This is a genomic window from Microbacterium sp. Beta (assembly GCF_005502545.1).
Lineage (GTDB): Bacteria > Actinomycetota > Actinomycetes > Actinomycetales > Microbacteriaceae > Microbacterium > Microbacterium oxydans.
On record NZ_SCOG01000003.1, the window covers coordinates 209,834 to 232,019 of the forward strand.

General features: G+C 67.4%; 19 protein-coding genes. 13 read left to right on the forward strand and 6 right to left on the reverse strand.

What is annotated here, in order from left to right; translation table 11 throughout:
• The first annotated feature begins 87 nt into the window (after positions 1 to 87).
• The 3 genes from FFS56_RS05185 (at position 88) to FFS56_RS05195 (ending at position 3,139) form a co-directional block, all read left to right on the forward strand.
• A complete protein-coding gene (locus FFS56_RS05185; protein ID WP_137772324.1) occupies positions 88 to 1,029 on the forward strand; it encodes a PAC2 family protein in 942 nt (313 codons plus the stop codon).
• Positions 1,030 to 1,208: 179 nt separating this feature from the next.
• Positions 1,209 to 2,447: an RNA polymerase sigma factor gene (locus FFS56_RS05190; RefSeq protein WP_046747222.1), complete on the forward strand. Its 1,239-nt coding sequence runs from the start codon at positions 1,209 to 1,211 to the stop codon at positions 2,445 to 2,447.
• On the forward strand, positions 2,444 to 3,139 hold the full coding sequence (locus FFS56_RS05195; RefSeq protein ID WP_058631768.1) for a coenzyme F420-0:L-glutamate ligase: 696 nt from the start codon (positions 2,444 to 2,446) through the stop codon (positions 3,137 to 3,139). Before FFS56_RS05190 ends, FFS56_RS05195 begins: the two co-directional genes overlap by 4 nt.
• Before the next feature lie 57 nt (positions 3,140 to 3,196).
• Here FFS56_RS05195 and FFS56_RS05200 read toward each other — a convergent pair whose 3' ends face one another.
• On the reverse strand, positions 3,197 to 4,213 hold the full coding sequence (locus tag FFS56_RS05200) for a sugar-transfer associated ATP-grasp domain-containing protein (RefSeq protein WP_046747220.1): 1,017 nt from the start codon (positions 4,211 to 4,213) through the stop codon (positions 3,197 to 3,199).
• An 80-nt stretch (positions 4,214 to 4,293) separates the two neighbouring features.
• On the opposite strand from FFS56_RS05200, the gene FFS56_RS05205 reads away from it, so the two are divergent.
• Positions 4,294 to 4,998: an alanine racemase C-terminal domain-containing protein gene (locus tag FFS56_RS05205; protein ID WP_231728735.1), complete on the forward strand. Its 705-nt coding sequence runs from the start codon at positions 4,294 to 4,296 to the stop codon at positions 4,996 to 4,998.
• A gap of 11 nt (positions 4,999 to 5,009) precedes the next feature.
• Entirely contained in the window at positions 5,010 to 6,035 is a 1,026-nt protein-coding gene (locus FFS56_RS05210) for an alanine racemase (RefSeq protein ID WP_267901570.1), read from the forward strand.
• A 74-nt stretch (positions 6,036 to 6,109) separates the two neighbouring features.
• Here FFS56_RS05210 and FFS56_RS05215 read toward each other — a convergent pair whose 3' ends face one another.
• Positions 6,110 to 6,328, reverse strand: coding sequence for a hypothetical protein (locus FFS56_RS05215; protein ID WP_045264803.1), 219 nt, complete (start codon positions 6,326 to 6,328; stop codon positions 6,110 to 6,112).
• A gap of 178 nt (positions 6,329 to 6,506) precedes the next feature.
• Here FFS56_RS05215 and FFS56_RS05220 point away from each other — a divergent pair, with 178 nt between their 5' ends.
• Complete coding sequence (locus FFS56_RS05220) at positions 6,507 to 8,636, forward strand: DNA topoisomerase IV subunit B (RefSeq protein WP_058631787.1); 2,130 nt, start codon at positions 6,507 to 6,509, stop codon at positions 8,634 to 8,636.
• Between the two features lie 83 nt (positions 8,637 to 8,719).
• On the opposite strand, the gene FFS56_RS05225 is transcribed toward FFS56_RS05220, so the two are convergent.
• Entirely contained in the window at positions 8,720 to 11,161 is a 2,442-nt protein-coding gene (locus FFS56_RS05225; protein ID WP_127012158.1) for a DNA topoisomerase IV subunit A, read from the reverse strand.
• A gap of 44 nt (positions 11,162 to 11,205) precedes the next feature.
• Between FFS56_RS05225 and FFS56_RS05230 the strand changes: the two genes are divergently transcribed.
• On the forward strand, positions 11,206 to 12,327 hold the full coding sequence (locus FFS56_RS05230) for a nucleotide pyrophosphatase/phosphodiesterase family protein (RefSeq protein ID WP_046747215.1): 1,122 nt from the start codon (positions 11,206 to 11,208) through the stop codon (positions 12,325 to 12,327).
• 47 nt (positions 12,328 to 12,374) lie between these two features.
• Here the strand turns inward: FFS56_RS05230 and sepH are convergent, their stop codons facing one another.
• The gene (gene sepH / locus FFS56_RS05235) at positions 12,375 to 13,421 is read right to left on the reverse strand and encodes a septation protein SepH (protein ID WP_046747214.1); all 1,047 of its coding nucleotides are present in this window, start codon (positions 13,419 to 13,421) and stop codon (positions 12,375 to 12,377) included.
• Between the two features lie 198 nt (positions 13,422 to 13,619).
• Between sepH and FFS56_RS05240 the strand changes: the two genes are divergently transcribed.
• Positions 13,620 to 13,913, forward strand: a complete 294-nt coding sequence (locus FFS56_RS05240) for a DUF4193 domain-containing protein (RefSeq protein ID WP_046747247.1) — start codon at positions 13,620 to 13,622, stop codon at positions 13,911 to 13,913.
• A gap of 73 nt (positions 13,914 to 13,986) precedes the next feature.
• On the opposite strand, the gene FFS56_RS05245 is transcribed toward FFS56_RS05240, so the two are convergent.
• Complete coding sequence (locus tag FFS56_RS05245; RefSeq protein WP_046747213.1) at positions 13,987 to 14,451, reverse strand: DUF3093 domain-containing protein; 465 nt, start codon at positions 14,449 to 14,451, stop codon at positions 13,987 to 13,989.
• Positions 14,452 to 14,463: 12 nt separating this feature from the next.
• On the opposite strand from FFS56_RS05245, the gene dut reads away from it, so the two are divergent.
• From dut to dxs, 5 genes are all read left to right on the forward strand, one after another.
• Positions 14,464 to 14,937: a dUTP diphosphatase gene (gene dut, locus FFS56_RS05250; RefSeq protein ID WP_046747212.1), complete on the forward strand. Its 474-nt coding sequence runs from the start codon at positions 14,464 to 14,466 to the stop codon at positions 14,935 to 14,937.
• Positions 14,930 to 15,517, forward strand: coding sequence for a DUF3710 domain-containing protein (locus FFS56_RS05255; protein ID WP_045264797.1), 588 nt, complete (start codon positions 14,930 to 14,932; stop codon positions 15,515 to 15,517). Before dut ends, FFS56_RS05255 begins: the two co-directional genes overlap by 8 nt.
• Positions 15,514 to 16,248, forward strand: coding sequence for a DUF3159 domain-containing protein (locus FFS56_RS05260; protein ID WP_046747211.1), 735 nt, complete (start codon positions 15,514 to 15,516; stop codon positions 16,246 to 16,248). The genes FFS56_RS05255 and FFS56_RS05260 overlap by 4 nt, the downstream gene beginning before the upstream one ends.
• A gap of 153 nt (positions 16,249 to 16,401) precedes the next feature.
• Positions 16,402 to 19,239 carry an aconitate hydratase gene (locus tag FFS56_RS05265; protein WP_046747210.1) on the forward strand — a complete coding sequence of 946 codons (2,838 nt, stop codon included), beginning with the start codon at positions 16,402 to 16,404 and terminating at the stop codon, positions 19,237 to 19,239.
• Between the two features lie 171 nt (positions 19,240 to 19,410).
• On the forward strand, positions 19,411 to 21,351 hold the full coding sequence (gene dxs, locus FFS56_RS05270; protein ID WP_137771838.1) for a 1-deoxy-D-xylulose-5-phosphate synthase: 1,941 nt from the start codon (positions 19,411 to 19,413) through the stop codon (positions 21,349 to 21,351).
• Between the two features lie 64 nt (positions 21,352 to 21,415).
• On the opposite strand, the gene FFS56_RS05275 is transcribed toward dxs, so the two are convergent.
• Positions 21,416 to 22,111, reverse strand: a complete 696-nt coding sequence (locus FFS56_RS05275) for an SPFH domain-containing protein (RefSeq protein WP_046747208.1) — start codon at positions 22,109 to 22,111, stop codon at positions 21,416 to 21,418.
• Between the last annotated feature and the right edge of the window lie 75 nt (positions 22,112 to 22,186).

A 22,186-nucleotide genomic window follows, 5' to 3' on the forward strand; every position in this document is an offset into this window, starting at 1 on the left:
CCATGGTCGTCCGCCCACTCTGCGCGTGTTCGCTCTCAGCATGATGCGCCGCGCCCCGGGGTAGGCGGCTGCTCGTAGCATGGACACATGCCCTTCTCCGGTGAGATCCATGAACGCGTCGCGAATGCGCCGACAGTGCCGCACGGCCTGCCGTTGGTGCTGCTTCTGACCGGTTTCACGGACGCGGGAAGCGCCGTCTCCGGCTTGATCGATCACCTTCGGGAGACCGCATCCCCTGAGCCCGTCGTCGTGTTCGACAACGACGCACTGCTCGACTATCGGGCGCGCCGCCCTGTGATCTCCTTCGACCAGGACCACCTGACCGAGTTCAAGCCGCCGAGGCTCGAACTGTCGCTCGCGACGGACGCACTCGGTCGTCCGTTCCTGCTGCTCGCCGGATACGAGCCGGATTTCGCATGGAATCGTTTCGCGAGCACGGTGCTCGCCCTCGCGGCGGAGTTCGAGGTCTCGGGACTGCACTGGGTGCACTCGATCGCGATGCCCGTTCCGCACACGCGTCCGATCGGCACGACGGTCAGCGGGAATCGGCGTGACCTGACCGTGGCGCACTCCGTATGGCGTCCGCGCACGCAGGTGCCTGCGACCGCCGGTCACCTCCTCGAGTTCCGATTCGTCGAGCGTGGGGATGCCTCGGTGGGCTTCGTCCTGCTCGTGCCGCATTACCTCGCGGAGACGGAGAACCCCGATGCCGTCATCGCGGCAGCGGAGCGTCTGATGGCGTCGACGGGACTCGTCCTCATCCTGGATTCCGTCCTGGAGCGCCGCGAGGACTATCTGGCACGCGTCGATGAGCAGGTCTCCGGGAACGACGAGCTGCAGCAGATGGTCCACAACCTCGAGCGCCGGTACGACGCCTGCATGGCGGGGCGCAACCCCGACGACGACTCCTACGACGAGGGAGGTTTCAGCGAAAGGGACCTCCCGAGCGCCGATGAGCTCGCGGCCGAGTTGGAGCGTTACCTGGCCTCTCGGCCGTCCGGCGACGAAGACAAGCCGGGCCGCGGCTGAGGTGGCGCGCAGCGGGATTCGCGCGAAGTTCGCCGGAATGCGTCCGCATCGCCACACGTGTGCGATACTAGGACTCTGACCCGTTGTCAATCAGTGTTTTCGAGCACTGGACTTGACAAGGGTCTTACTAGTGTCCGAAATGTCCCGGGGCTACACAGCAGCTCCGTGAAAGGCGAAACGTGACTCCTGCCACGACGAAGAACACCCGGACGAAGAAGGCTGCCGAAGAGACGACCGCCGACGCTCCGGTCGAGACCGATGCGCCCGAGAAGCCCGCGCCCCTGAGCGCGGCGAAGCGTGCTGCCGCGAAGCGCGCCCCCGTCAAGAAGAAGAAGTCCGAGGACGTCGTCGAAGAAGACGAGTCTCCCGCAGCTGCTGCTGTCGAGGAGGACGAAGACGAGGATGCGAAGCCGGCCTTCACCGAGCCGCTGCCGACCGGCGCGATCGTCATCTCGTCCAAGGACGACGAAGAGGTCCCGGTCTACTCGACGCAGATCACGGGAGCGACGGCCGACCCGGTCAAGGACTACCTGAAGCAGATCGGAAAGGTCGCACTGCTGAACGCGGCCGAAGAGGTCGAGCTCGCGATGCGCATCGAGGCAGGTCTCTTCGCCGAGGAGAAGCTGTCGGCGATGACCCCGGCCGAGAAGACGAGCCAGCTCGGTCTTGACCTGCAGTGGGTCGCCCGTGACGGCCAGCGCGCGAAGAGCCACCTGCTCGGCGCGAACCTCCGTCTCGTCGTCTCCCTCGCCAAGCGCTACACCGGTCGCGGTATGCAGTTCCTGGATCTGATCCAGGAGGGCAACCTCGGTCTCATCCGCGCCGTCGAGAAGTTCGACTACACCAAGGGCTTCAAGTTCTCGACCTACGCCACCTGGTGGATCCGTCAGGCGATCACCCGTGCCATGGCCGACCAGGCCCGCACGATCCGCATCCCGGTGCACATGGTCGAGGTCATCAACAAGCTCGCCCGCGTGCAGCGGCAGATGCTGCAGGATCTCGGTCGCGAGCCCACTCCGGAAGAGCTGAGCCGCGAGCTCGACATGACCCCGGAGAAGGTCGTGGAGGTGCAGAAGTACGGCCGCGAGCCGATCTCACTGCACACCCCGCTCGGCGAAGACGGCGACAGCGAGTTCGGTGACCTCATCGAAGACACCGAGGCCGTGGTCCCCGCCGACGCCGTGGGCTTCACGATGCTGCAGCGTCAGCTCGAGCAGCTCCTCGACTCGCTCTCCGAGCGCGAAGCCGGAGTGATCCGGATGCGCTTCGGACTGGGCGACGGTCAGCCGAAGACGCTCGACCAGATCGGTGACACATTCGGCGTGACGCGTGAGCGCATCCGCCAGATCGAGTCGAAGACGATGGCCAAGCTGCGTCACCCGAGCCGCTCGCAGTCCCTGCGGGACTACCTCGAATGAGCCAGGCGAACGACGGCAAGGCCCTCGAGGCGAGTGTCGACGGCAAGAGCTATGCGCGCATCCCGCTGCGCACCCGCGTGGTCATGCCCCAGGACGACCTGGACGCGATCATCAGCGAGTACGCGAAGGATGCCGTCCAGCCGGGCGACCTCCTCTTCGTGACCGAGAAGATCGTGGCCATCACGCAGGGGCGGTCCTACCGCCTCGACGAGATCAAGCCCCGGAAGCTCGCGCTCTTCCTCTCGAAGTACGTCACTCGCACGCCCTACGGCATCGGTCTCGGCATGCCGGAGACGATGGAGATGGCCTTGCGGGAGTGCGGTACTCCGCGCATCCTGTTCGCCTCCGCGGTCGCAGCCGTGACCAAGGCTTTCGGCCGTCGCGGCGACTTCTACCGCATCGCCGGCGACAAGGCACGGGCGATCGACGGTCCGACCAAGCACACCATTCCTCCGTACAACGAGGCCGTGGTGCTCGGCCCCAAGGATCCCGATGGCGTGGCGGCTCGGCTGAAGGCGCTCATAGGAGGCCAGGCAGAGGTCGCCGTCGTGGACATCAACGACCTCGGCGGGAACATCCTCGGCTCGACTCTCGACAAGGCGGGCGAGCAGCGTCTCGTCAGGATCCTCGGCGACAACCCGCTCGGTCAGGGGCTGGAGTCGACGCCGCTCGGCATCGTTCGCGAAGTCTGAGCCCGCCACGAAGAATGCCCCCGGATCTCTCCGGGGGCATTCTCGTCTCTGCGCGTCTCAGAAGCCGATGACCTCGCGGTAGCGGGGCTTGTGGCCGGTGCGGATACCGGTCACGCTGGGCTTGTTCTCGTAGACTCCCGCGCCCCAGTTGCCCTCGACGAGGACCGGCCCGTCGGGGGAGACGACGATGTCCCAGCCGACGTACTGCACCTGAGGCACGACCCGGGCGACCTGATCGATGAAGGCGCGTACCTCGTCCATGTAGGGCAGCTGGAAGTCGGCGATGCGGAAGCCCGAGTCCGGGTGCGTCTCATGGACGTGGCCGTGGGAGTCGTAACCGGCGCCGACCGCGTGGCCGTTCTCGTCGAGCATGGTGTAGAACCCGCCGAACGTCATCTGGTCGCTCACGGCGCCGCGGCCGAACTTCTGAGCCATGGCGAGGATGTGAGCCTTCTCGCCGTCGAAGAACGCGGTGATGCGGGTGGTGTTCACCGTGCCGGGGCAGACGGCCGCCAGTGCATCGTGCTGACGGATGACCTCCTCGATGAGGAGCTCGCCTCGAGCCAGCAACCCGCGGTGGAACTCGTCCCAGTCCTCGATCTCGGCGGCGTGATAGCGATGCACTCCGGTGCCGGCCTGTCCCACCGGCTCCTTCGTGACGATCGTGCCGAGACGCTGGGTGAGTTCGCGCACGGCCTCGGCGTTCCCCTCCTCGACCACCATCCACTCGCGCTTCAGGAACGGAGAGAACTGCTTGTCGAACTCGACCTTGTCCTGGAAGATCCAGCGGTAGTCGGGGTGATCGTAGCGCTGCGAGAGCTGGTTCGAGACCGGATGGGTCATGTACGTGTCGCGCTCGGCCCTCGTGAGCATGGCGAAGTCGTAGTCGATGTAGTCCTGGAAACCGACGTTGTGACGGGCAGCCGACCAGAGCATGTCGACGACGATCGCCGGCACGGCTCTGTGGTGCTGAGCGGAGGCCTCCTTGGCGCGTTCCACCACCGATCCGACGTCGATGCGGCGGGCACGTCCCATCAGATAGCGGATGCGGGGCGCGAGGGAAAGTCGAGACATGAGGCTCCAGGGTCGGGGTCCCCTCCAGTCTACGGGGGCGGGCGAGGTCGACCTGGGAGCCGGAAGCTAGGCTGGAGGGCGTGTGTGAGACGACTTCCAGCTCCCTGCCACGAGCCATGATCTCCCGCGCGGCACTGGCCGCGGGAGCCTCGGCAGCGGTGTCTGCCGGTGGAACGGTCGCCGACCTCAGACGCGATGCCTGGGGACACGGCGTCCTCGCCGTCGCCCAGGTCGTGACCGCCGCCGGTGCGGAACGCGTCCTCGTCGACGCGCAGGGCGAGGTCGAGGCACTGCAGCTCGAGGGCATCCGTGGCGTCACCACCGGTGACCCCGACATCGACCCCAACCTCCTCTACGGTCTCCCCGACGAGAAGGGTCAGCTCGCGGCTCGGCCGGTTATGCGGCTGGCAGGGCGGGTGCTGTCCACCAAGCGGCTCCGGCCAGGGGATGCCGTCTCTTACGGCTACACGTATCGAGCGGAGAAGGAGACCACTGTCGCACTCGTGACGGGCGGCTACGCTCAGGGCATCGTGCGCGCACTCGGCAATCACGCGACCGTGGAGATCCGGGAGACGTCGATGCCCATCGTGGGGCGCGTCGCCATGGACGTGTGCGTCGTAGACCTCCAGGGCGCAGACATCGATGTCGACAGCGAGGTCACCTACTTCGGAGGCACCGGTCCGGCAGCATCCGGAGTCACACGTTGGGCGGACATCACCGGGATGACTGCAGCTGAGCTGGTCGCCGTCGCCGGCGCCCACGCCGTGAGGGGGTGGGAAGCGTGAGCCGCCCCGAGGTGCGCCTGAGCAGCAGTATCTTTCGCGCGAACATCGAGGCAGTGCGTGACCGTGTGGCCCCGTCCGCGCTGATGCTCGTGGTCAAGGACGACGCGTACGCGCACGGCCTCTCCTGGGCGGTGAGGGCTGCGGTGGAGGCCGGGATCGACTGGTTCGGCAGCTATGATATCCGCACCGGACTCTCCGTCCGCAGACTCGCAGGCGGCGACGCCAGGATCTTCGCCTGGGCGACGTCGACGGACTCGGAGATAGACGATGCGCTGATGCAGCGCCTCGATCTCGGTGTCGGGACCACCGACTACCTCAGACGGATCATCGCGCGGGCCGAGGCGCTCGGAACGACGGCGCGCGTGCACCTGAAGATCGACACGGGTCTGCACCGCAACGGCATCCTGCCGGAGGACTGGGCATCGGCCGTCGACGAAGCGAGACGGGCCGAGCGGGCCGGTGCGCTCGAACTCGAAGGCGTGTGGAGCCACATCGCGGAAGCGAGCGACGAGGATGATGACATCGCGCAAGCCGCTTTCCTCGATGCGGTGCGTATCGTTGGCGAGACTGGATCGGTCCCCGCGGCACTGCACCTGACCGCATCCGCGGCATCGTGGTGGCGTCCCGAACTGCGCGGAACGGTCTCGCGCATCGGGGCGTTCTGCTACGGCATCCGGTCGGCAGAGGGGCCGGAGCTCGAGGGAGTCCGCCCAGCGGCGAGCCTCGTCGCAAAGGTGTCCGCGGTCGACGGGGATCGTGTGACGATCAGCCTCGGCAGCTTCGACGGGCTTCCCTCCACGCTCTCGGGGAGCCTGGTCGGGACACCGGAAGGAGCCAGGACTCTCGTCTCCATCGGCCACACCTCATCGACAGTCGACGGATGGCGCGGCGCTGAGGTGGGTGCGGAGGTCGTCGTCTTCGGCGCAGGCGTGCAGGGAGAAGCGTCGGCGACGACCCTCGCCGAGCGGATAGACACCGTGGGAGAAGAGATCCTCACCCGGCTCACACCGCGTGTGCGAAGAGTCGTCGCCGACTGACCGTCATCGGCTGATCTCGTGCCCGCCGACCGGTTCAGCGGACCGCGGTCGACAGACCGGGATCAGCGGAGCCCTCAGACCGTCTCGATGAGACGCGCGGTCTCGTCATGCCAGCTGGTGGCGATGCTGCGGAGCTTCTCTTCGTACTTGCGGCCGTGGTGGGCGCAGAACAGGAGCTCGGATCCGTTGACCTCAGCGGCGATGTACGCCTGAGCGCCGCACGAATCACAGCGATCCATGGCGGTCAGACGGAACTCGACAATGGAGGTGTCACGTTCGGTCGTTGCATTCATCTCGGTGCCTCCTCGGGTGTCGGCTTCGCTGAGCGATGTGGTCAATACAACCACGCGCCACCTGTACGCATGCCCGGTTTGCGGCGTGTTTCGCTCAGCGCGTACGCGTCGTTTCCCGACTGGCTTCGCGCGGGGAGTGTCTGCGGAGTAGAGGCAGCTCGCGAGATTAGACTCGGAGATTGTGAATGCCGAGTACTCCGCCCATCATCTCCAGGTGCTTGAAGGCCTCGAAGCCGTCCGCAAGCGGCCCGGGATGTACATCGGGTCGAACGGGTCGCCCGGCCTCATGCACTGCATGTGGGAGATCATCGACAACTCGGTCGACGAGGCGGTCGCGGGCAACGGGACCAAGATCGATATCATCCTGCACGCCGATGGCAGCGTCGAGGTCCACGACCGCGGACGTGGTATCCCGGTCGACGTGGAACCGCGCACCGGCCTGACCGGCGTCGAGGTCGTTTATACCAAGCTGCACGCAGGCGGGAAGTTCGGAGGTGGGTCGTACGCCGCCTCCGGCGGCCTGCACGGCGTCGGCGCCTCCGTGGTGAATGCTCTCTCCGAGCGCCTCGACGTCGAGGTCGACCGTGGCGGCAAGACTTATGCGATGTCCTTCCACCGCGGGGAGCCCGGCATCTTCGCCGATTCCGGTGAGAAGCGGCCGGATGCGCCGTTCACTCCTTTCCAGGAGAACAGCGAGTTGCGCGTGATCGGCAAAGCTCCCCGGGGCGTGACCGGTACCCGTGTCCGCTACTGGGCCGACCGTCAGATCTTCACCAAGGACGCGGCGTTCCAGCTCTCCGAGCTCGAGACCCGGGCCCGACAGACAGCCTTCCTGGTGCCTGGCCTGGAGATCCTCGTCAAGGACGAGCGTGCGGCGGGTCAGGTCGTCCCCGTGCCCGACTCCGATGGCGAGACGACCACTCTCGGACCCACCGAGACCTCCTACCTGTACGAGGGCGGAATCTCCGAATTCGTCGACTACCTCGCGATCGACCCGCCGATCACGGACAACTGGCGCATTCAGGGAGAGGGCACGTTCAAGGAGACCGTGCCCGTCCTGCAGCCGGACGGGCACATGGTCGCGACCGAGGTGGAGCGGGTGTGCGCCGTCGACATCGCGCTGCGGTGGGGGACCGGTTACGACACCAAGATCCGCTCGTTCGTCAACATCATCTCCACGCCGAAGGGCGGCACGCACCAGCAGGGCTTCGAGCAGGAGCTGCTCAAGGTGCTCCGCGCGCAGGTGGAGCAGAACGCCCGACGTCTGAAGGTCGGCAACGACAAGCTCGAGAAGGACGATGTGCTCGCCGGGCTGACGGCCGTCCTCACGGTGAACGTGCCCGAACCGCAGTTCGAGGGTCAGACGAAGGAGATCCTCGGAACCCCCGCCGTGCGGCAGATCGTGGCTCAGGTGCTCCGCAAGGACCTGGCTGAGCGCTTCGGCTCGACCAAGCGCGACGACAAGATCCAGGCGTCGCAGCTGCTCGACAAGGTCGTCTCGGAGATGAAGGCCCGCGTCTCGGCGCGCGCACACAAGGAGACCCAGCGCCGTAAGAACGCGCTCGAGTCCTCGACTCTTCCGACGAAGCTCGTCGACTGCCGCACGAACGACGTCGAACGCAGCGAGCTCTTCATCGTGGAGGGCGACTCGGCCCTCGGCACCGCGAAGAACGCGCGCAACAGCGAGTTCCAGGCGCTGCTGCCCATCCGGGGCAAGATCCTCAACGTGCAGAAGGCATCCGTGGGCGACATGCTCTCGAACACCGAGTGCGCGTCGATCATCCAGGTGATCGGTGCAGGCTCCGGTCGGACGTTCGACATCGACGCAGCCCGCTACGGCAAGATCATCCTCATGAGCGACGCCGATGTCGACGGCGCGCACATCCGCACCCTGCTGCTGACCCTGTTCTTCCGCTACATGCGGCCGTTGATCGAGCATGGTCGCGTGTTCGCCGCCGTGCCGCCTCTGCACCGGATCATCGTGATCAATCCGGGGTCGAAACCCAACGAGACGATCTACACGTACAGCGAGCAGGAGATGCACGCGTTGTTGGCGAAGCTCCGCAAGGCGGGCAAGCGCTGGCACGAGCCGATCCAGCGCTACAAGGGCCTCGGAGAGATGGACGCCGAGCAGCTGGCGAACACCACCATGGACAGGTCGGGTCGTCTGCTGCGTCGCGTGCGGATGGAGGACGCGGAAGCCGCCGGGCGCGTGTTCGAGCTCCTCATGGGGAACGAGGTGGCTCCGCGCCGCGAGTTCATCATCGACTCCTCCGACCGATTGTCGCGCGAGTCGATCGACGCCTGAGACGTCAGACGAGAGAAAGCCGGCCCGGTGCAGACCGGGCCGGCTTCCTTTCGCTCTCACGCGGTCGGACCGCTCGCCTGTGCTCAGACCAGTGTGCGGCCGATACTGCCGATGACACCTTCGACGGGCTGGCCGGACGCGTCGCGGCGTGCTCCGTTCTCCGGAAGCTTGCGGACCGCGCCTGTCGGATCGACGGCGAGCGGCGGGTTGGGTCCGACCCATGCGACCGTCAGTCGGTCCTCACCCTTCAAGAACGCATGGGCGCGGACGCCTCCGGTGGCACGCCCCTTGGCTGGATACTCCGCGAAGGACGACACCTTGGCGCGCCCGGGCTCTGTGCCGGGAAGAGCGCTGTCGCCTCCGGATACCGTGGCGACGACGGATTCCGCGGCCGGATCGACGACGCCGAAGAAGAGCACTGATGCGCCGGAGCCGAGCTTGACCCCGGCCATTCCGCCCGCCGGGGCGCCTTGCGGGCGCACAGCGGAAGCCGGGAAGTGCAGCAGTTGCGCGTCGGTCGTGACGAACACCAGCTCCGCGTCGTCCGGTGCCTCTGCCGCCCCGACCACCGAATCGCCCGGTTTCAGGCCGATGACCTCGAGGTCAGGACGCACGGGGAGGCTGGAAGGGACGATGCGCTTGACCGTGCCCTGAGCGGTGCCGAGCGCGATCGGAGTCTCGCTGTCGAAACGCACGAAACCCAGAACGCGCTCGCCCTTGGTCGTGATGCCGAGGTAGTCGCGCAGGGGAGTACCGGCGGCGAGCTGCACCGACGTCGCCGGCACGGACGGGAGGTCGACGGGGGAGAAGCGGACGACGCGACCGAGGTTGGTCAGAGCCCCGATCTCGGCGCGGACGGTGGTCTCGACGGTGGTCAGGATCGCATCGTGCTTGCTGCGACGTGCAGGGACGGTGAGTTCCTGGCCCTCGCCGAGGTCGACGCGGACGGTACGTCCCGTGGTCGAGAGCACGAGCACGGTGGGCGCATCGGCGATCTGCAGATCGACCGCACCCTTGGTCGCTCGGGGCTTGGGCGGAGCCGCGTTCATCAGGAGTGTGCGCCGCGGTGTTCCGTATGCATCGGCTGCGGCGTCGAGCTCCTTGGCGACCGCGGCGCGGAGCAGAGTCGGGCTGTCGAGCAGTTCCCGCAGTGCGGCGATCTCCGCCAGCAACGCATCGCGTTCGGACTCCAGCTCGATACGCGAGAACTTGGTCAGACGGCGCAGGCGCAACTCGAGGATGTACTCCGCCTGGAGCTCGCTCAGATCGAAGACGGAGCGCAGTCGCGTGCGGGCCTGCTCCGAGTCATCGGAGGAGCGGATGACCTGGATGACCTCGTCGATGTCGAGGATCGCGATGAGCAGACCCTCCACCAGGTGCAGACGCTCCTCGCGCCGCTTCAGACGGTATCGGCTGCGGCGGGTGATGACCTCGAGACGGTGACCGACGTAGACGCTCAGCATCTCCTTGAGGCCCAGCGTGCGCGGCTGGCCATCGACCAGGGCGACGTTGTTGATGCTGAACGAGTCCTCCAGCGGAGTCAACCGGTAGAGCTGCTCGAGCACGGCGTTCGGGTCGAAGCCGGTCTTGATGCCGATCGCGACGCGCAGTCCGTGGTTGCGGTCGGTGAGGTCGGTGACGTCGCTGATGCCCTGCAGCTTCTTCGACTGCACCGCATCCCGGATCTTCTCCAGCAGGCGCTCGGGTCCCACCATGTACGGCAGCTCGGACACGATGATGCCGGTACGCCGCGGGCCGAGCAGCTCGATGGAGGTCTTGCCCCGCACCTTGAGGGCGCCGCGTCCGTTCGTGTACGCGTCCTTGACACCGTCGAGTCCCATCAGGATCCCGCCGGAGGGGAAGTCGGGTCCGGGGACGAACTCCATCAGCTCCTCGGTGGTCGCATCCGGATTCTCGAGGAGGTGAGTGGCCGCCGCGACCACTTCGATGAGGTTGTGCGGCGCCATGTTGGTCGCCATGCCGACGGCGATCCCACTCGCGCCGTTGACCAGCAGGTTGGGGAAGGCGGCCGGCAGCACGGCAGGCTGCTGGAACTGACCGTCGTAGTTCGGGATGAAGTCGACGACGTCCTCGTCGAGGTTCTCGGTGAGGGCCAGCGCGGCGGCGGCGAGTCGTGCCTCGGTGTATCGGGCTGCAGCGGGCCCATCGTCGAGGGAGCCGAAGTTGCCGTGCCCGTCGACCAGGGGCACACGCAGCGCCCACTCCTGCGCGAGCCGCACGAGCGCGTCATAGATCGCCGAGTCGCCGTGGGGGTGCAGCTTTCCCATGACCTCGCCGACGACGCGCGCACTCTTGACGTGGCCGCGGTCCGGACGCAGGCCCATCTCGGCCATCTGATACAGGATGCGGCGCTGCACGGGCTTCAGCCCGTCGCGCGCATCGGGCAGGGCACGCGAGTAGATCACCGAGTACGCGTATTCGAGGAACGAACCCTGCATCTCGCTGGAGAGGTCGATGTCCTGGATGCGCTCCTCGACGGGCTCGGGCGGCGGAGTTTTCGGCATGGACTTCCTGGGGGCATACGGGAGCCTGTGTCAGACTGGCTCGGATGTCCTTCATGCTACCGTCCGCGGCGCCCAGCGCCCGGAGTGTCGTCGGGGTGGCGGGCGACCTGTTCGCCGCCCTCCGAGGCGAATCCGAGGTTCTGCCGCGCGCGGACTCGGTCGTGCTCGTGGTGATCGATGGGCTCGGGGCGATCAGCCTGCGTGGCCATGCCGGACACGCGCGCTCCCTGACCGCGGGGATGGCGAAGAAGGACGTCGCCCACTCGGTGTTCCCCTCCACCACGGCGGCGGCGCTCACGAGCATCGTCACGGGTGTATGGCCGGGGGAGCACGGGCTCGTCGGTTACCGCGTGCTCGATCCCGACCGCGATGTGCTCGTCAACCAGCTCAGCGGCTGGGAGACCGACGGGATCGATCCGCTCACCTGGCAGTCGGCCCCGACGATCTTCGAGCGAGCGGCCCGCGACGGACACGAGAGTTTCGCCGTCGGGTTCGCCGGGTACGCGCACAGCGGCTTCACCAGAGCCACTCTGCGCGGTGCCGAGTTCGTTCCCGCGACGACCGCGGCCTCGCGGGTCGAAGCCGCATATGAGCTCGCTCGCGAGCACCCGGGGTCGCTCGTCTACTGTTACCTGCCGGAGGTCGACAAGGCAGGTCACAAGCACGGCATCGCCTCCCCGGAGTGGGTCGCCGCGCTGGAGGATGTCGACGCGGCGCTGTCTGCACGTGTCCCGGCGGGCGTGGGCGTCGTGGTCACCTCGGATCACGGGATGGTCGATGTGGCGCCGAACCGTCAGGTCGTCCTGGCCGAGGAGCACGTCGCGGGGATTCGCCACATCGGCGGCGAACCGCGCATGCTGCACGCGTACCTGGAGCCCGACGCGGACCGCGCGGCGGTGACGTCGAGATGGCGCGCCGACCTGGAGGGGGTGGCCGACGTGCTCACCCGCGAGGAGGCGATACGTCACGGCCTCTTCGGACCGAAGGTCACAGATGCCGCCGCATCGCGCGTCGGCGACCTGCTCGCGATCGCTCGCGGTGCCTGGGCTCTCTACGACGGTACGGCGGCCGACCAGCGCAGTCGCGGGATGGTGGGCCAGCACGGTGCGCTCACACCGGAGGAGAGACAGGTGCCGGTGATCCGGCTCGGCGCGTTCGAACGCTGACGCAGCCCCTCATCCCCGCCGCGGGTGGGGCTCAGACGAGTCGCGTCTCACTCATCGGTGCGTGCGCCGAAGACGATCTCGTCCCACGACGGCATCGCGTTCCGGCGACGGCGGCGTCCCGTGGAGTCGCCGGTGTCCGAGTTGCTGTTCTGCGGCGCGGGCTGCGGGGGCTCCGGTTCTTCATCCGGCTGCTCCAGGGCCTCGAACAGTGCGATCGGACTCTGGTCCGATCGATCCGTGTCCTCCACGTCGTCGAGCAGCGGCGCGGTCTCCCGCTGTCCGCGGCGTCGGCGTAGAGCCTCGAGGAGGTCCGCTGTCTCCGGACTCGTGGTCTGCGCGGCGGGAGCGCGCTTGATCGCCGCGTCCTGCGCTGCCGCGTCGGAGCGGGCCGGGAGCGAGGGGTCTTCCACGTCCGCTTCGGGTGCGGGTACCAGCCGCGGTCCGAACGCGCCGGAGTCGAAGCGACTCTCGTCCTTGTACGGCGAGGTCCGCTCGGCATCGACCGCTCGGAGGCGCGGGATGAGACCCTCGGGGAGCGAGCCCTGCCGAGAGAGCTGTGTCGCGTCGGCGTTCAGCGGTGAGAGCGCGCTGCGGCGAGGATCGAAGCTCCAGCGGGCGTCGTGATCGACGTCGTTGGCGGTGAACTCGAGCTTGATGGTCCAACCGGAGTCCTCCTTCCAGCTCGCCCAGCGCTCGGAGGTGGCTTCGATCTCGGCGAGCTTGGCGCGGACGGCCACACCGAACGTCGGCTGCGCGTCGGGCTCGACCTCGCTGCCGATCAGGACGGGCACGGCGAGGGCCTGTCCGATCACGTGCTCGCGCTCGGCGAGGACGGGTCCTTCGAATCGGGCCACGTCGTCGACGCTGATGCCGAGCAGCTCCGCGACCTCGGGTGCGGTGAGCCCGGCGCGGATCTGGGCCTGGATGTCGCGCGGGCTCGCAGCGAGCTTCTGGGCCGTCGGCTCGCTCTGACGGGTGGCGCGGCGGATCTCGCGCTGCAGCATGTCGTCGATGGGCAGCGCGAACCGCTCGCCCGACTCGGTCGCGAGTACGAGGACTCCTGCTTCTGTGCCGACGATGGTGACGTTTTCCATGCGAATGCCCCTCTGATGGGTGTCCGTTCATGGTGTCACGCGTGAGGGGTCGCGGACGGGAATAGCGTGGGCGTGCCGTGAGTTTCCTCTGTCGCGCGGACGAGCATTTGCGTTATGTCGTCCGGTCGTGCAAACTATGGCCGCCGAATACCCGACGGCGCACCACCCACTCGCACCATGAAAGTGGAGATCTACCGCATGGCAACCGATTACGACGCCCCCCGAAAGAGCGAAGACGACTCCGAGTCGATCGAAGCCCTCAAGGAGCGTGTGCCGGACAAGAACTCCGGCTCAAGCGGGGACGAAGACTCCGACAACCCGTCGAGCTTCGACCTCCCGGGTGCCGACCTCTCCGATCTCGAGCTCGATGTCGTCGTGCTGCCCGCGCAGCAGGACGAGTTCACATGCATGAGCTGCTTCCTCGTGAAGCACCGCTCGCAGCTCGACCACGAGGGCGCATCCGGGCCCATCTGCAAGGAGTGCGCTGCGTAAGCAGTCCTTCGAGCGACGTATCACGCGCCCCCGACCGTCTCGGTCAGGGGCGCGCTGTCGTTGGGTGAGCGTGTCAGGTCTGGGAAGCGCGGATCGCGGCGACGAGCCGGTCGGGCGTCCGCGTCGAGATCGTCCATGCGTCCACGGGGTCGTCCTGGTCGAGGTTCGGCACGACGACGATGCCGTCGATGCCGCCGCGGATCAGGTGCCACCCGCGCGCCGGGAGACCGGGGCCGCGGGCATGGCGGGCTTCCTCGCCCGTCAGTGCAGTGGGTGCTCCGAGGTGCTTCGTGTCGATGTGCGCGCGACCTGCATGCAGGGTGGAGCCGACGACCGAGACGACCGGTGTGGCGGCGATGACACCGAACACGAGCAGGGCCGATACTGCTGCACCGACGACGAGCGCGACGGTCGAGCCGATCGGCACGAAGACGAGCGAGACCATGGGGCCGGCGACCGCGACGGTCACGAGCAGCCAGAGGCTCGGCGAGAGCCTCTCGCGGTAGCGGGGACGTGAGTCTGTGACGGGGTTCTGCATTAGCCTCATGGGGTGACCGATTCCGTTGATGTCCCCATTATCGCTGCAGTGCTGCCCGGGTATGCGCATCCGGGAGACGCCGGAGCCGATCTCGTCGCCGCCGAGGCGGTGCACCTGGAGCCGGGGGAGCGCGCTCTCGTGCCGACGGGGGTGAGCATCGCCCTACCCGACGGGTATGCGGCATTCGTCGTACCGCGCAGCGGCCTGGCGGCGAAGCACGGCATCTCGATCGTGAACTCTCCCGGAACGGTGGACGCCGGCTATCGCGGCGAGATCAAGGTGAGTCTGATCAACACGGATACCAAGAGCGCGTACGATGTGGCGGTCGGCGATCGTATCGCGCAGCTGATCATCATGCCGGTCACGCGCGCCACGTTCATCCCGGTCGACGTGCTGCCGGACAGCGTCCGTGGTGCCGGTGGATTCGGCTCCACCGGATACCAGGCAGCGACCCACCAGAGCGAAGCAGGACGAGCCAATGACTGACAACAACGAGACCCCTTCGAAGTCGGCACCGTTGAACCGTGCCACCGACGGGCCCTTCGATGACTCCGAGGCGAACCCGGTCCGTCCGTACATCGATCTCGGCGGCATCAAGATCCTGCCGCGCGAAGGTCTGAATCTGCGCCTCGAAGTCGAGGAGCAGTCGAAGCGGATCGTCGCGGTCGGCCTGGACTACGCCGACTCCTCGCTGCAGGTGCAGCCGTTCGCGGCGCCGCGCTCCGGCGGACTGTGGGACGAGACCCGAGTGCAGCTCCGCGACCAGGTCAAAGCTCAGGGCGGTCGCGTCGAGGAGCGCGAAGGCCCACTGGGCAAGGAGCTCCTCGCCGAGGTTCCTGCCACGGCGGCGGAGGGATCAGGGCTGCGTCTCGCGCGCTTCATCGGCATCGACGGCCCGCGCTGGTTCCTGCGCGGTGTGATCGGTGGCGCAGGAGCGTCTGACCCCGAAGCCGCCGAGAAGGTCGAGGACCTCTTCCGCTCGATCGTCGTCGTCCGCGGTGGTTCGCCGATGCCCCCGCGCGACCTGATCCCGCTCAAGATGCCGGCGACTCCGGGTTCCGCGTGAGCGCTCCCGAGCCCGACGCCGAACGCGAGAAGAGCACCTCCGAGATCCTCGGGGCGGCGCTCGGCGGTGCCGCGCGTCGTGCCGGTCTCGATCCCGCTGAGGGCTCCAGCACCCACAAGGTGGTCTGGACGGCGATGGGGGGATGGCGCGGCATCCTCGAGTCAGTGCTGCCGAGCCTCGCTTTCGTCATCCTCTTCACCATCCGCCCGGAGCCGCTGATCCTGTCGTTGGGGGTGTCGGTCGGCCTGGCAGCGGTGTTCACCCTCGTCCGACTGGTGCAGAAGTCGCCGCCCTCCGCCGCGCTGGGCGGTCTCATCGCGGCTGTGGCCGCCGCGGCGCTCGCGCTGTGGACCGGACGCGGCGCGGACAACTTCGTGCCAGGACTCATCACGAACGCGGTCTACGGATCGGTCATCCTGGTCTCCGCACTGATCGGATGGTCGCTGATCGGCCTCGCGGTCGGATTCCTGATGGGGGAGGGCACCACCTGGCGCACCGACCGCCGCAAGCGACGTGCGTACTTCTGGCTCGGGATCGCCTGGGCCTCGCTGTTCTTCGCGCGCCTCGCCGTCCAGCTGCCCTTGTATCTCGCCGGCGACGTCACGGCACTCGGGACGCTAAAGCTCATCATGGGGTTGCCGTTGTTCGCACCGCTCATCGCCGTGACCTGGTTGGTCGTACGGGCGCTCCACCCCCGCGAGCCTGCGCGCGAGGATGCCCCCGAGGCGTGATAGATTTATCTTGACATCAAGATAAATCGCAGGCTTTCGCCGGTGCGCTTCCCGGAGCAGACTGGTTAGGTCCCCCTTGCTAGCCGCAGGGGCTCACTGGCGAGCAAGATGGAGGCGCCTGTCGCTCCCATCCGAATAGAAGGAGACGGATTCGTGTCCACGGTGAACAGCTTCGGTGCCAAGAGCACCCTGACAGTCGGCAGCACCGACTATGAGATCTTCCGCATCGACACGGTGCCCGGTTTCGAGAAGCTCCCCTTCAGTCTCAAGGTCCTCCTGGAGAACCTGCTCCGCACCGAGGACGGCGCGAATGTGACGAAGGCGCAGATCGAGGCGCTGGGGTCCTGGGACGCAGCGGCTGAGCCCAACACCGAGATCCAGTTCACGCCGGCGCGCGTGGTCATGCAGGACTTCACCGGTGTCCCGTGCATCGTCGACCTCGCCACCATGCGCGAGGCCGTGACGGCTCTGGGCGGCGACGCCAACAAGATCAATCCGCTCTCGCCGGCCGAGATGGTCATCGACCACTCGGTCATCGCCGACCTGTTCGGCTCCGAGAACGCACTCGAGCGCAACGTCGAGATCGAGTACGAGCGCAACGGTGAGCGCTACCAGTTCCTGCGCTGGGGTCAGACCGCCTTCAGCGACTTCAAGGTCGTCCCGCCCGGGACCGGCATCGTGCACCAGGTGAACATCGAGCACCTCGCGAAGGTCATCTACGACCGCGACGTCGACGGCGTGCTCCGCGCCTACCCCGACACCTGCGTCGGCACCGACTCGCACACCACGATGGTCAACGGTCTGGGCGTGCTCGGCTGGGGCGTCGGTGGCATCGAGGCCGAGGCTGCCATGCTCGGTCAGCCCGTGTCGATGCTCATCCCTCGCGTGGTCGGCTTCAAGCTCTCCGGTGAGATCCCCGCCGGTGTCACGGCGACCGACGTCGTGCTCACGATCACCGACCTGCTGCGCAAGCACGGCGTCGTCGGCAAGTTCGTCGAGTTCTACGGCGAGGGCGTGGCATCCGTGCCGCTGGCCAACCGCGCCACCATCGGCAACATGTCACCGGAGTTCGGTTCCACGGCGGCGATCTTCCCGATCGACGACGTCACCCTCGACTACCTGCGCCTGACCGGCCGCAGCGACGAGGCCGTCGCACTCGTCGAGGCCTACGCCAAGGAGCAGAAGCTCTGGCACGACGCATCGCACGAGCCGACCTTCAGCGAGTACCTCGAGCTCGACCTCGGCACCGTCGTGCCGTCGATCGCCGGCCCGAAGCGCCCGCAGGACCGCATCCTCCTCTCGGAGGCGAAGTCGCAGTTCGAGCAGGACATCCTGGCGTACGCGACCGCATCGACCTCGGACTCGGTCGTCGACCTCGAGTCGAAGCACTCCTTCCCGGCATCTGACCCCGGTTCGGTTCCCGGCGAGGAGGAGCCCACCACCACGCGTCCGGTGCACATCAACAGCGGCGCGCCGGCCAATGCCTCGAAGCCCGTCCCCGTGACCACACCCGACGGGGAGAAGTACATCCTCGACAACGGCGCCGTCACCCTGGCCGCCATCACGTCGTGCACCAACACGTCGAACCCGTCGGTCATGATCGCCGCCGGTCTCGTCGCACGCAAGGCGCTCGAGAAGGGGCTCAAGCAGAAGCCGTGGGTCAAGACCACGCTCGGCCCCGGCTCCAAGGTCGTCACCGACTACTACGAGAAGTCCGGTCTCGACAAGGACCTCGAGGGTCTCGGCTTCTACACGGTCGGCTACGGCTGCACCATCTGCATCGGAAACTCCGGACCGCTGATCGAAGAGGTCTCCGAGGCCATCAACTCGCACGACCTCGCCGTCACGGCCGTCCTCTCGGGCAACCGCAACTTCGAGGGTCGCATCAGCCCCGACGTGAAGATGAACTACCTCGCCAGCCCGCCGCTGGTCATCGCCTACGCGCTGGCGGGGTCGATGCACTTCGACTTCGACAACGACGCCCTCGGCAAGGGCAGCGACGGCGAGGACGTCTTCCTGAAGGACATCTGGCCGACGCCAGACGAGGTGCAGGAGATCGTCGACTCGTCGATCTCGCGCGACCAGTTCATCAAGCAGTACGCCACGGTGTTCGACGGTGACGAGCGCTGGCGCAACCTGCCGACGCCGGATGACGACACGTTCCAGTGGGACGAGAACTCGACCTACGTCCGCAAGGCACCGTACTTCGACGGCATGACGATGGAGCTCACCCCGGTGAAGGACATCGAAGGTGCTCGCGTGATGGCGACGCTCGGCGACTCGGTGACCACCGACCACATCTCGCCGGCCGGAAACATCAAGCCGGGGACGCCCGCGGCCCAGTACCTGACGGAGCACGGCGTCGACCGCAAGGATTTCAACTCCTTCGGCTCGCGCCGCGGAAACCACGAGGTGATGATCCGCGGAACGTTCGCGAACATCCGTCTCAAGAACCTCATGGTCTCCGCCGTGAACGACGGGCAGGTCGTCGAGGGTGGCTACACCCGCGACTTCACGCAGCCGGGCGGCCCGCAGTCGTACATCTACGACGCGAGCATGAACTACCAGGCGCAGGGTACGCCGCTCGTCATCTTCGGCGGCAAGGAGTACGGTTCCGGTTCGTCGCGTGACTGGGCGGCCAAGGGCACGAGCCTGCTCGGCGTCAAGGCCGTCATCACGGAGAGCTTCGAGCGCATCCACCGGTCGAACCTGATCGGCATGGGAGTCGTGCCGCTGCAGTTCCCCGCCGGCGAGAGCTGGGAGTCGCTGGGCCTCGACGGGACCGAGATCGTCTCGATCTCCGGCCTGGAAGAGCTCAACAACGGCGTCACGCCGAAGACGGTGAAGGTCACGGCCACCCCGAGCGAGCACTCGCCCGAGGGCAAGCAGCCGGTCGAGTTCGACGCGGTCGTGCGCATCGACACCCCCGGTGAGGCTGACTACTACCGCAACGGCGGCATCCTGCAGTACGTGCTGCGTTCGCTCGTCTGATCGCACGCGGGTTGATCGCGTAACGGAGGGGCTCGTGTCTTCGGACACGGGCCCCTCCGTCGTGTCAAGGGGGCCTCCATCCTCGGAGCTTTCCCGGCCCGGGGCGGTAGGATCAGGACGACGCCCGCACCCGTGTCGGGCGTCTTTGACGAAGCCTGTGAGGAGGCGCAGATGCCCATTCTTCCGAGCATCTCTGGACCCCGCGATCTGGATGCCCTCTCGACCGAGCAGCTGGCGGAACTCGCCGCGGAGATCCGCGAGTTCCTGGTCGAGAACGTGTCCCGTACCGGTGGCCATCTGGGCCCCAACCTCGGCGTCGTCGAGCTGACGATCGCCCTGCATCGCGTGTTCTCGTCTCCGGACGACCCCTTCATCTTCGACACCGGGCATCAGTCCTACGTGCACAAGCTGCTCACGGGCCGCCAGGACTTCTCCGGCCTGCGCGTGCGCGGCGGACTCGCGGGGTACCCGCAGCGCGGGGAGAGCGCCCATGACGTGGTGGAGTCGTCGCACGCCTCCAGCTCGCTCAGCTGGGCCGACGGTATCTCCCGGGCGCTCACGGCGACCGGCCGCGCCGACAGGCATGTGGTCGCGGTGGTCGGCGACGGCGCGCTGACCGGTGGAATGACCTGGGAGGCGTTGAACAACATCTCCGATGACAATGACCGCAACCTGGTCATCGTCGTCAACGACAACGGACGTTCCTACGCGCCGACGATCGGCGGCATGTCGCGCTACCTCAACCGGGTGCGTACGGCAGCGGCCTACAAAGACCTGCATCAGCGCTCCGACCGCCTCTTCCGTGCTTTCGGTCCCGTCGGCCGTGCCGTGTTCCGCGGTGTCCGCGGCGGTACCCACGGGTTCCTCTCGCGGTTCACGAACAACGAGGCGCTGTACTCGAACCTCGACATCAAGTACCTCGGCCCCGTCGACGGGCATGACCTCCCCGCGCTGCTCGAGACGCTGGAGCTGGCGAAGTCGTACGGTGCCCCCGTCATCGTGCACACGATCACCGAGAAGGGCCGCGGCTATCAGCCGGCCCGCGACGACGAGGCCGACCAGTTCCACGCCGTCGGCAAGATCGATCCGACGACCGGGGAGACCCTGTCGTCGGGCGGTCGTGGGTGGACCGACGTCTTCTCCGACGCTCTGGTCTCCGTGGGTGAGCAGCGCAACGATGTGATCGCCATGACTGCTGCGATGCTGCGACCGACGGGCCTCGCGCCGTTCGCCGAGCGCTTCCCCGACCGCGTCTACGACGTGGGAATCGCCGAGCAGCATGCCGTGGCTTCCGCCGCGGGACTGGCCTACGGGGGACTGCACCCCGTCGTCGCCCTGTACGCCACCTTCATGGGGCGTGCCTTCGACCAGGTGCTGATGGACGTGGCGCTGCACCGCGCCGGAGTCACCTTCGTCCTCGATCGCGCCGGTGTGACCGGCCCCGACGGGCCGAGCCATCACGGCATGTGGGACCTCGCCATGCTGCAGATCGTCCCGCACATCCGCATCGCCGCGCCCCGCGACGGCGCCCGACTGACCGAAGCCCTCCGAGAGGCGGTCGACGTCGAGGACGCACCGACGGTCATCCGCTTCCCCAAGGGCGAGGTCGCCGCCGACCTCCCGGCCATCGAGCGGCTCAGCGACGGTGTCGACGTACTCGCCCGCGGCGAGACGGAGGACGTGCTCATCGTCGCCATCGGCCCCTTCGCGGAACTGGCGCTCGATGTCGCCGACCGGCTTCGCGCGCAGGGCATCGGCGCCACCGTCATCGATCCGCGATGGGCCATCCCTGTGCAGCCGTCGATCGTGGAGCTCTCGGCTCACCATCGCCTCGTGATCACCATCGAAGACGGGATCCGCGTGGGAGGAATCGGCACCCGTGTCCGGCAGGTTCTTCGAGAGGCGGGGATCGACACGGCGGTGGACGAGCTGGGTCTTCCCGACGAGTTCATCGATCACGCCTCCCGCGATCAGATCCTCGCCGATGCGGGGCTCACCGCGCCCAAGATCGCGCAGGACATCGTTTCGCAGGTGCTCGGGACCCGCATCCCCAAGGCGCGTCACGCGGGCGAGACCGGGACGATCGACCTTCCCCTGCGCGAGAGGCACTGAGACCCGTCCCAGGGTTTTCCCGCTCCAGCAGAGTGCCCCGCACCGGCGGTGGTGCCGGGGGAGATCAGTTCAGGGCGTGCAGTGCCGCGACGGCCTGGGCTCCGCGTTCCACCTCTCGGAGTGCGGTCGACAGCAGGTAGCCGTCGGTGAGCGCGTCGCCGGTGACCATCACGCGCACCAGCTCGACGCCGCAGGCGCGGCGAACCTCGTCGGCACTGGCCGCGATGACCCGGGTGTTGATCTCGTCGTTGTGCGGCAGCTCTGCTCCTTCGAGGCTGCGGACCACATCTCGCAGCGCCGCGCCGACGATGTTCGAGGCGCGTTCCTTCACGTTCACCACATCCAACTCGAAGACGCGCAGATCGTGCCCCGTCGGTAGGGGACGCCACTCGAACGAGGCGTGCACGCGATGCTGATGACCGCTCGCACCGCTCAGCTCCCGCGCAGGCAGATCCGTCGCGCGGCACCGCACGTCGACGAGTTTGTACCAGTAGAACAGGGGGAACGCTCCGTGTGAGCCCGGGTCCAGCACGACGACTTCGCCCACCGCGCCACCGTGCTGGGACGGACGCCGTTGAGGGCGGTTGCGGATGATGGGTTTGCCGTTGCGGGTTCGGATGGCCGCCCAGCCCTCGTCGACGGTGACGATGAAGAGCTTGAGGAGAGCGGGGAGCACCAGGAGCGTGGTGAGGATGGCCGTTCCGGTCTTCAGCAGGCCCGACATCCCCTTGCCGCCCAGCATCGTGAAGAGCATGTCCATGTCACCACTGTGCAGGTTCGCCGAGTGCCGATGTGTCGTCGGGCGGCCTGCTCGCCGTGATTTCATGCGGTGTTC

Bases quoted from the DNA above. Each gene is read 5' to 3' on its own strand.
- FFS56_RS05185 (WP_137772324.1), top strand. From the start codon at position 88: ATGCCCTTCTCCGGTGAGATCCATGAACGCGTCGCGAATGCGCCGACA.
- FFS56_RS05195 (WP_058631768.1), top strand. From the start codon at position 2,444: ATGAGCCAGGCGAACGACGGCAAGGCCCTCGAGGCGAGTGTCGACGGC.
- FFS56_RS05200 (WP_046747220.1), bottom strand. From the start codon at position 4,213: ATGTCTCGACTTTCCCTCGCGCCCCGCATCCGCTATCTGATGGGACGT.
- FFS56_RS05215 (WP_045264803.1), bottom strand. From the start codon at position 6,328: ATGAATGCAACGACCGAACGTGACACCTCCATTGTCGAGTTCCGTCTG.
- FFS56_RS05225 (WP_127012158.1), bottom strand. From the start codon at position 11,161: ATGCCGAAAACTCCGCCGCCCGAGCCCGTCGAGGAGCGCATCCAGGAC.
- FFS56_RS05230 (WP_046747215.1), top strand. From the start codon at position 11,206: ATGTCCTTCATGCTACCGTCCGCGGCGCCCAGCGCCCGGAGTGTCGTC.
- sepH (WP_046747214.1), bottom strand. From the start codon at position 13,421: ATGGAAAACGTCACCATCGTCGGCACAGAAGCAGGAGTCCTCGTACTC.
- FFS56_RS05240 (WP_046747247.1), top strand. From the start codon at position 13,620: ATGGCAACCGATTACGACGCCCCCCGAAAGAGCGAAGACGACTCCGAG.
- FFS56_RS05245 (WP_046747213.1), bottom strand. From the start codon at position 14,451: ATGCAGAACCCCGTCACAGACTCACGTCCCCGCTACCGCGAGAGGCTC.
- FFS56_RS05255 (WP_045264797.1), top strand. From the start codon at position 14,930: ATGACTGACAACAACGAGACCCCTTCGAAGTCGGCACCGTTGAACCGT.
- dxs (WP_137771838.1), top strand. From the start codon at position 19,411: ATGCCCATTCTTCCGAGCATCTCTGGACCCCGCGATCTGGATGCCCTC.
- FFS56_RS05275 (WP_046747208.1), bottom strand. From the start codon at position 22,111: ATGGACATGCTCTTCACGATGCTGGGCGGCAAGGGGATGTCGGGCCTG.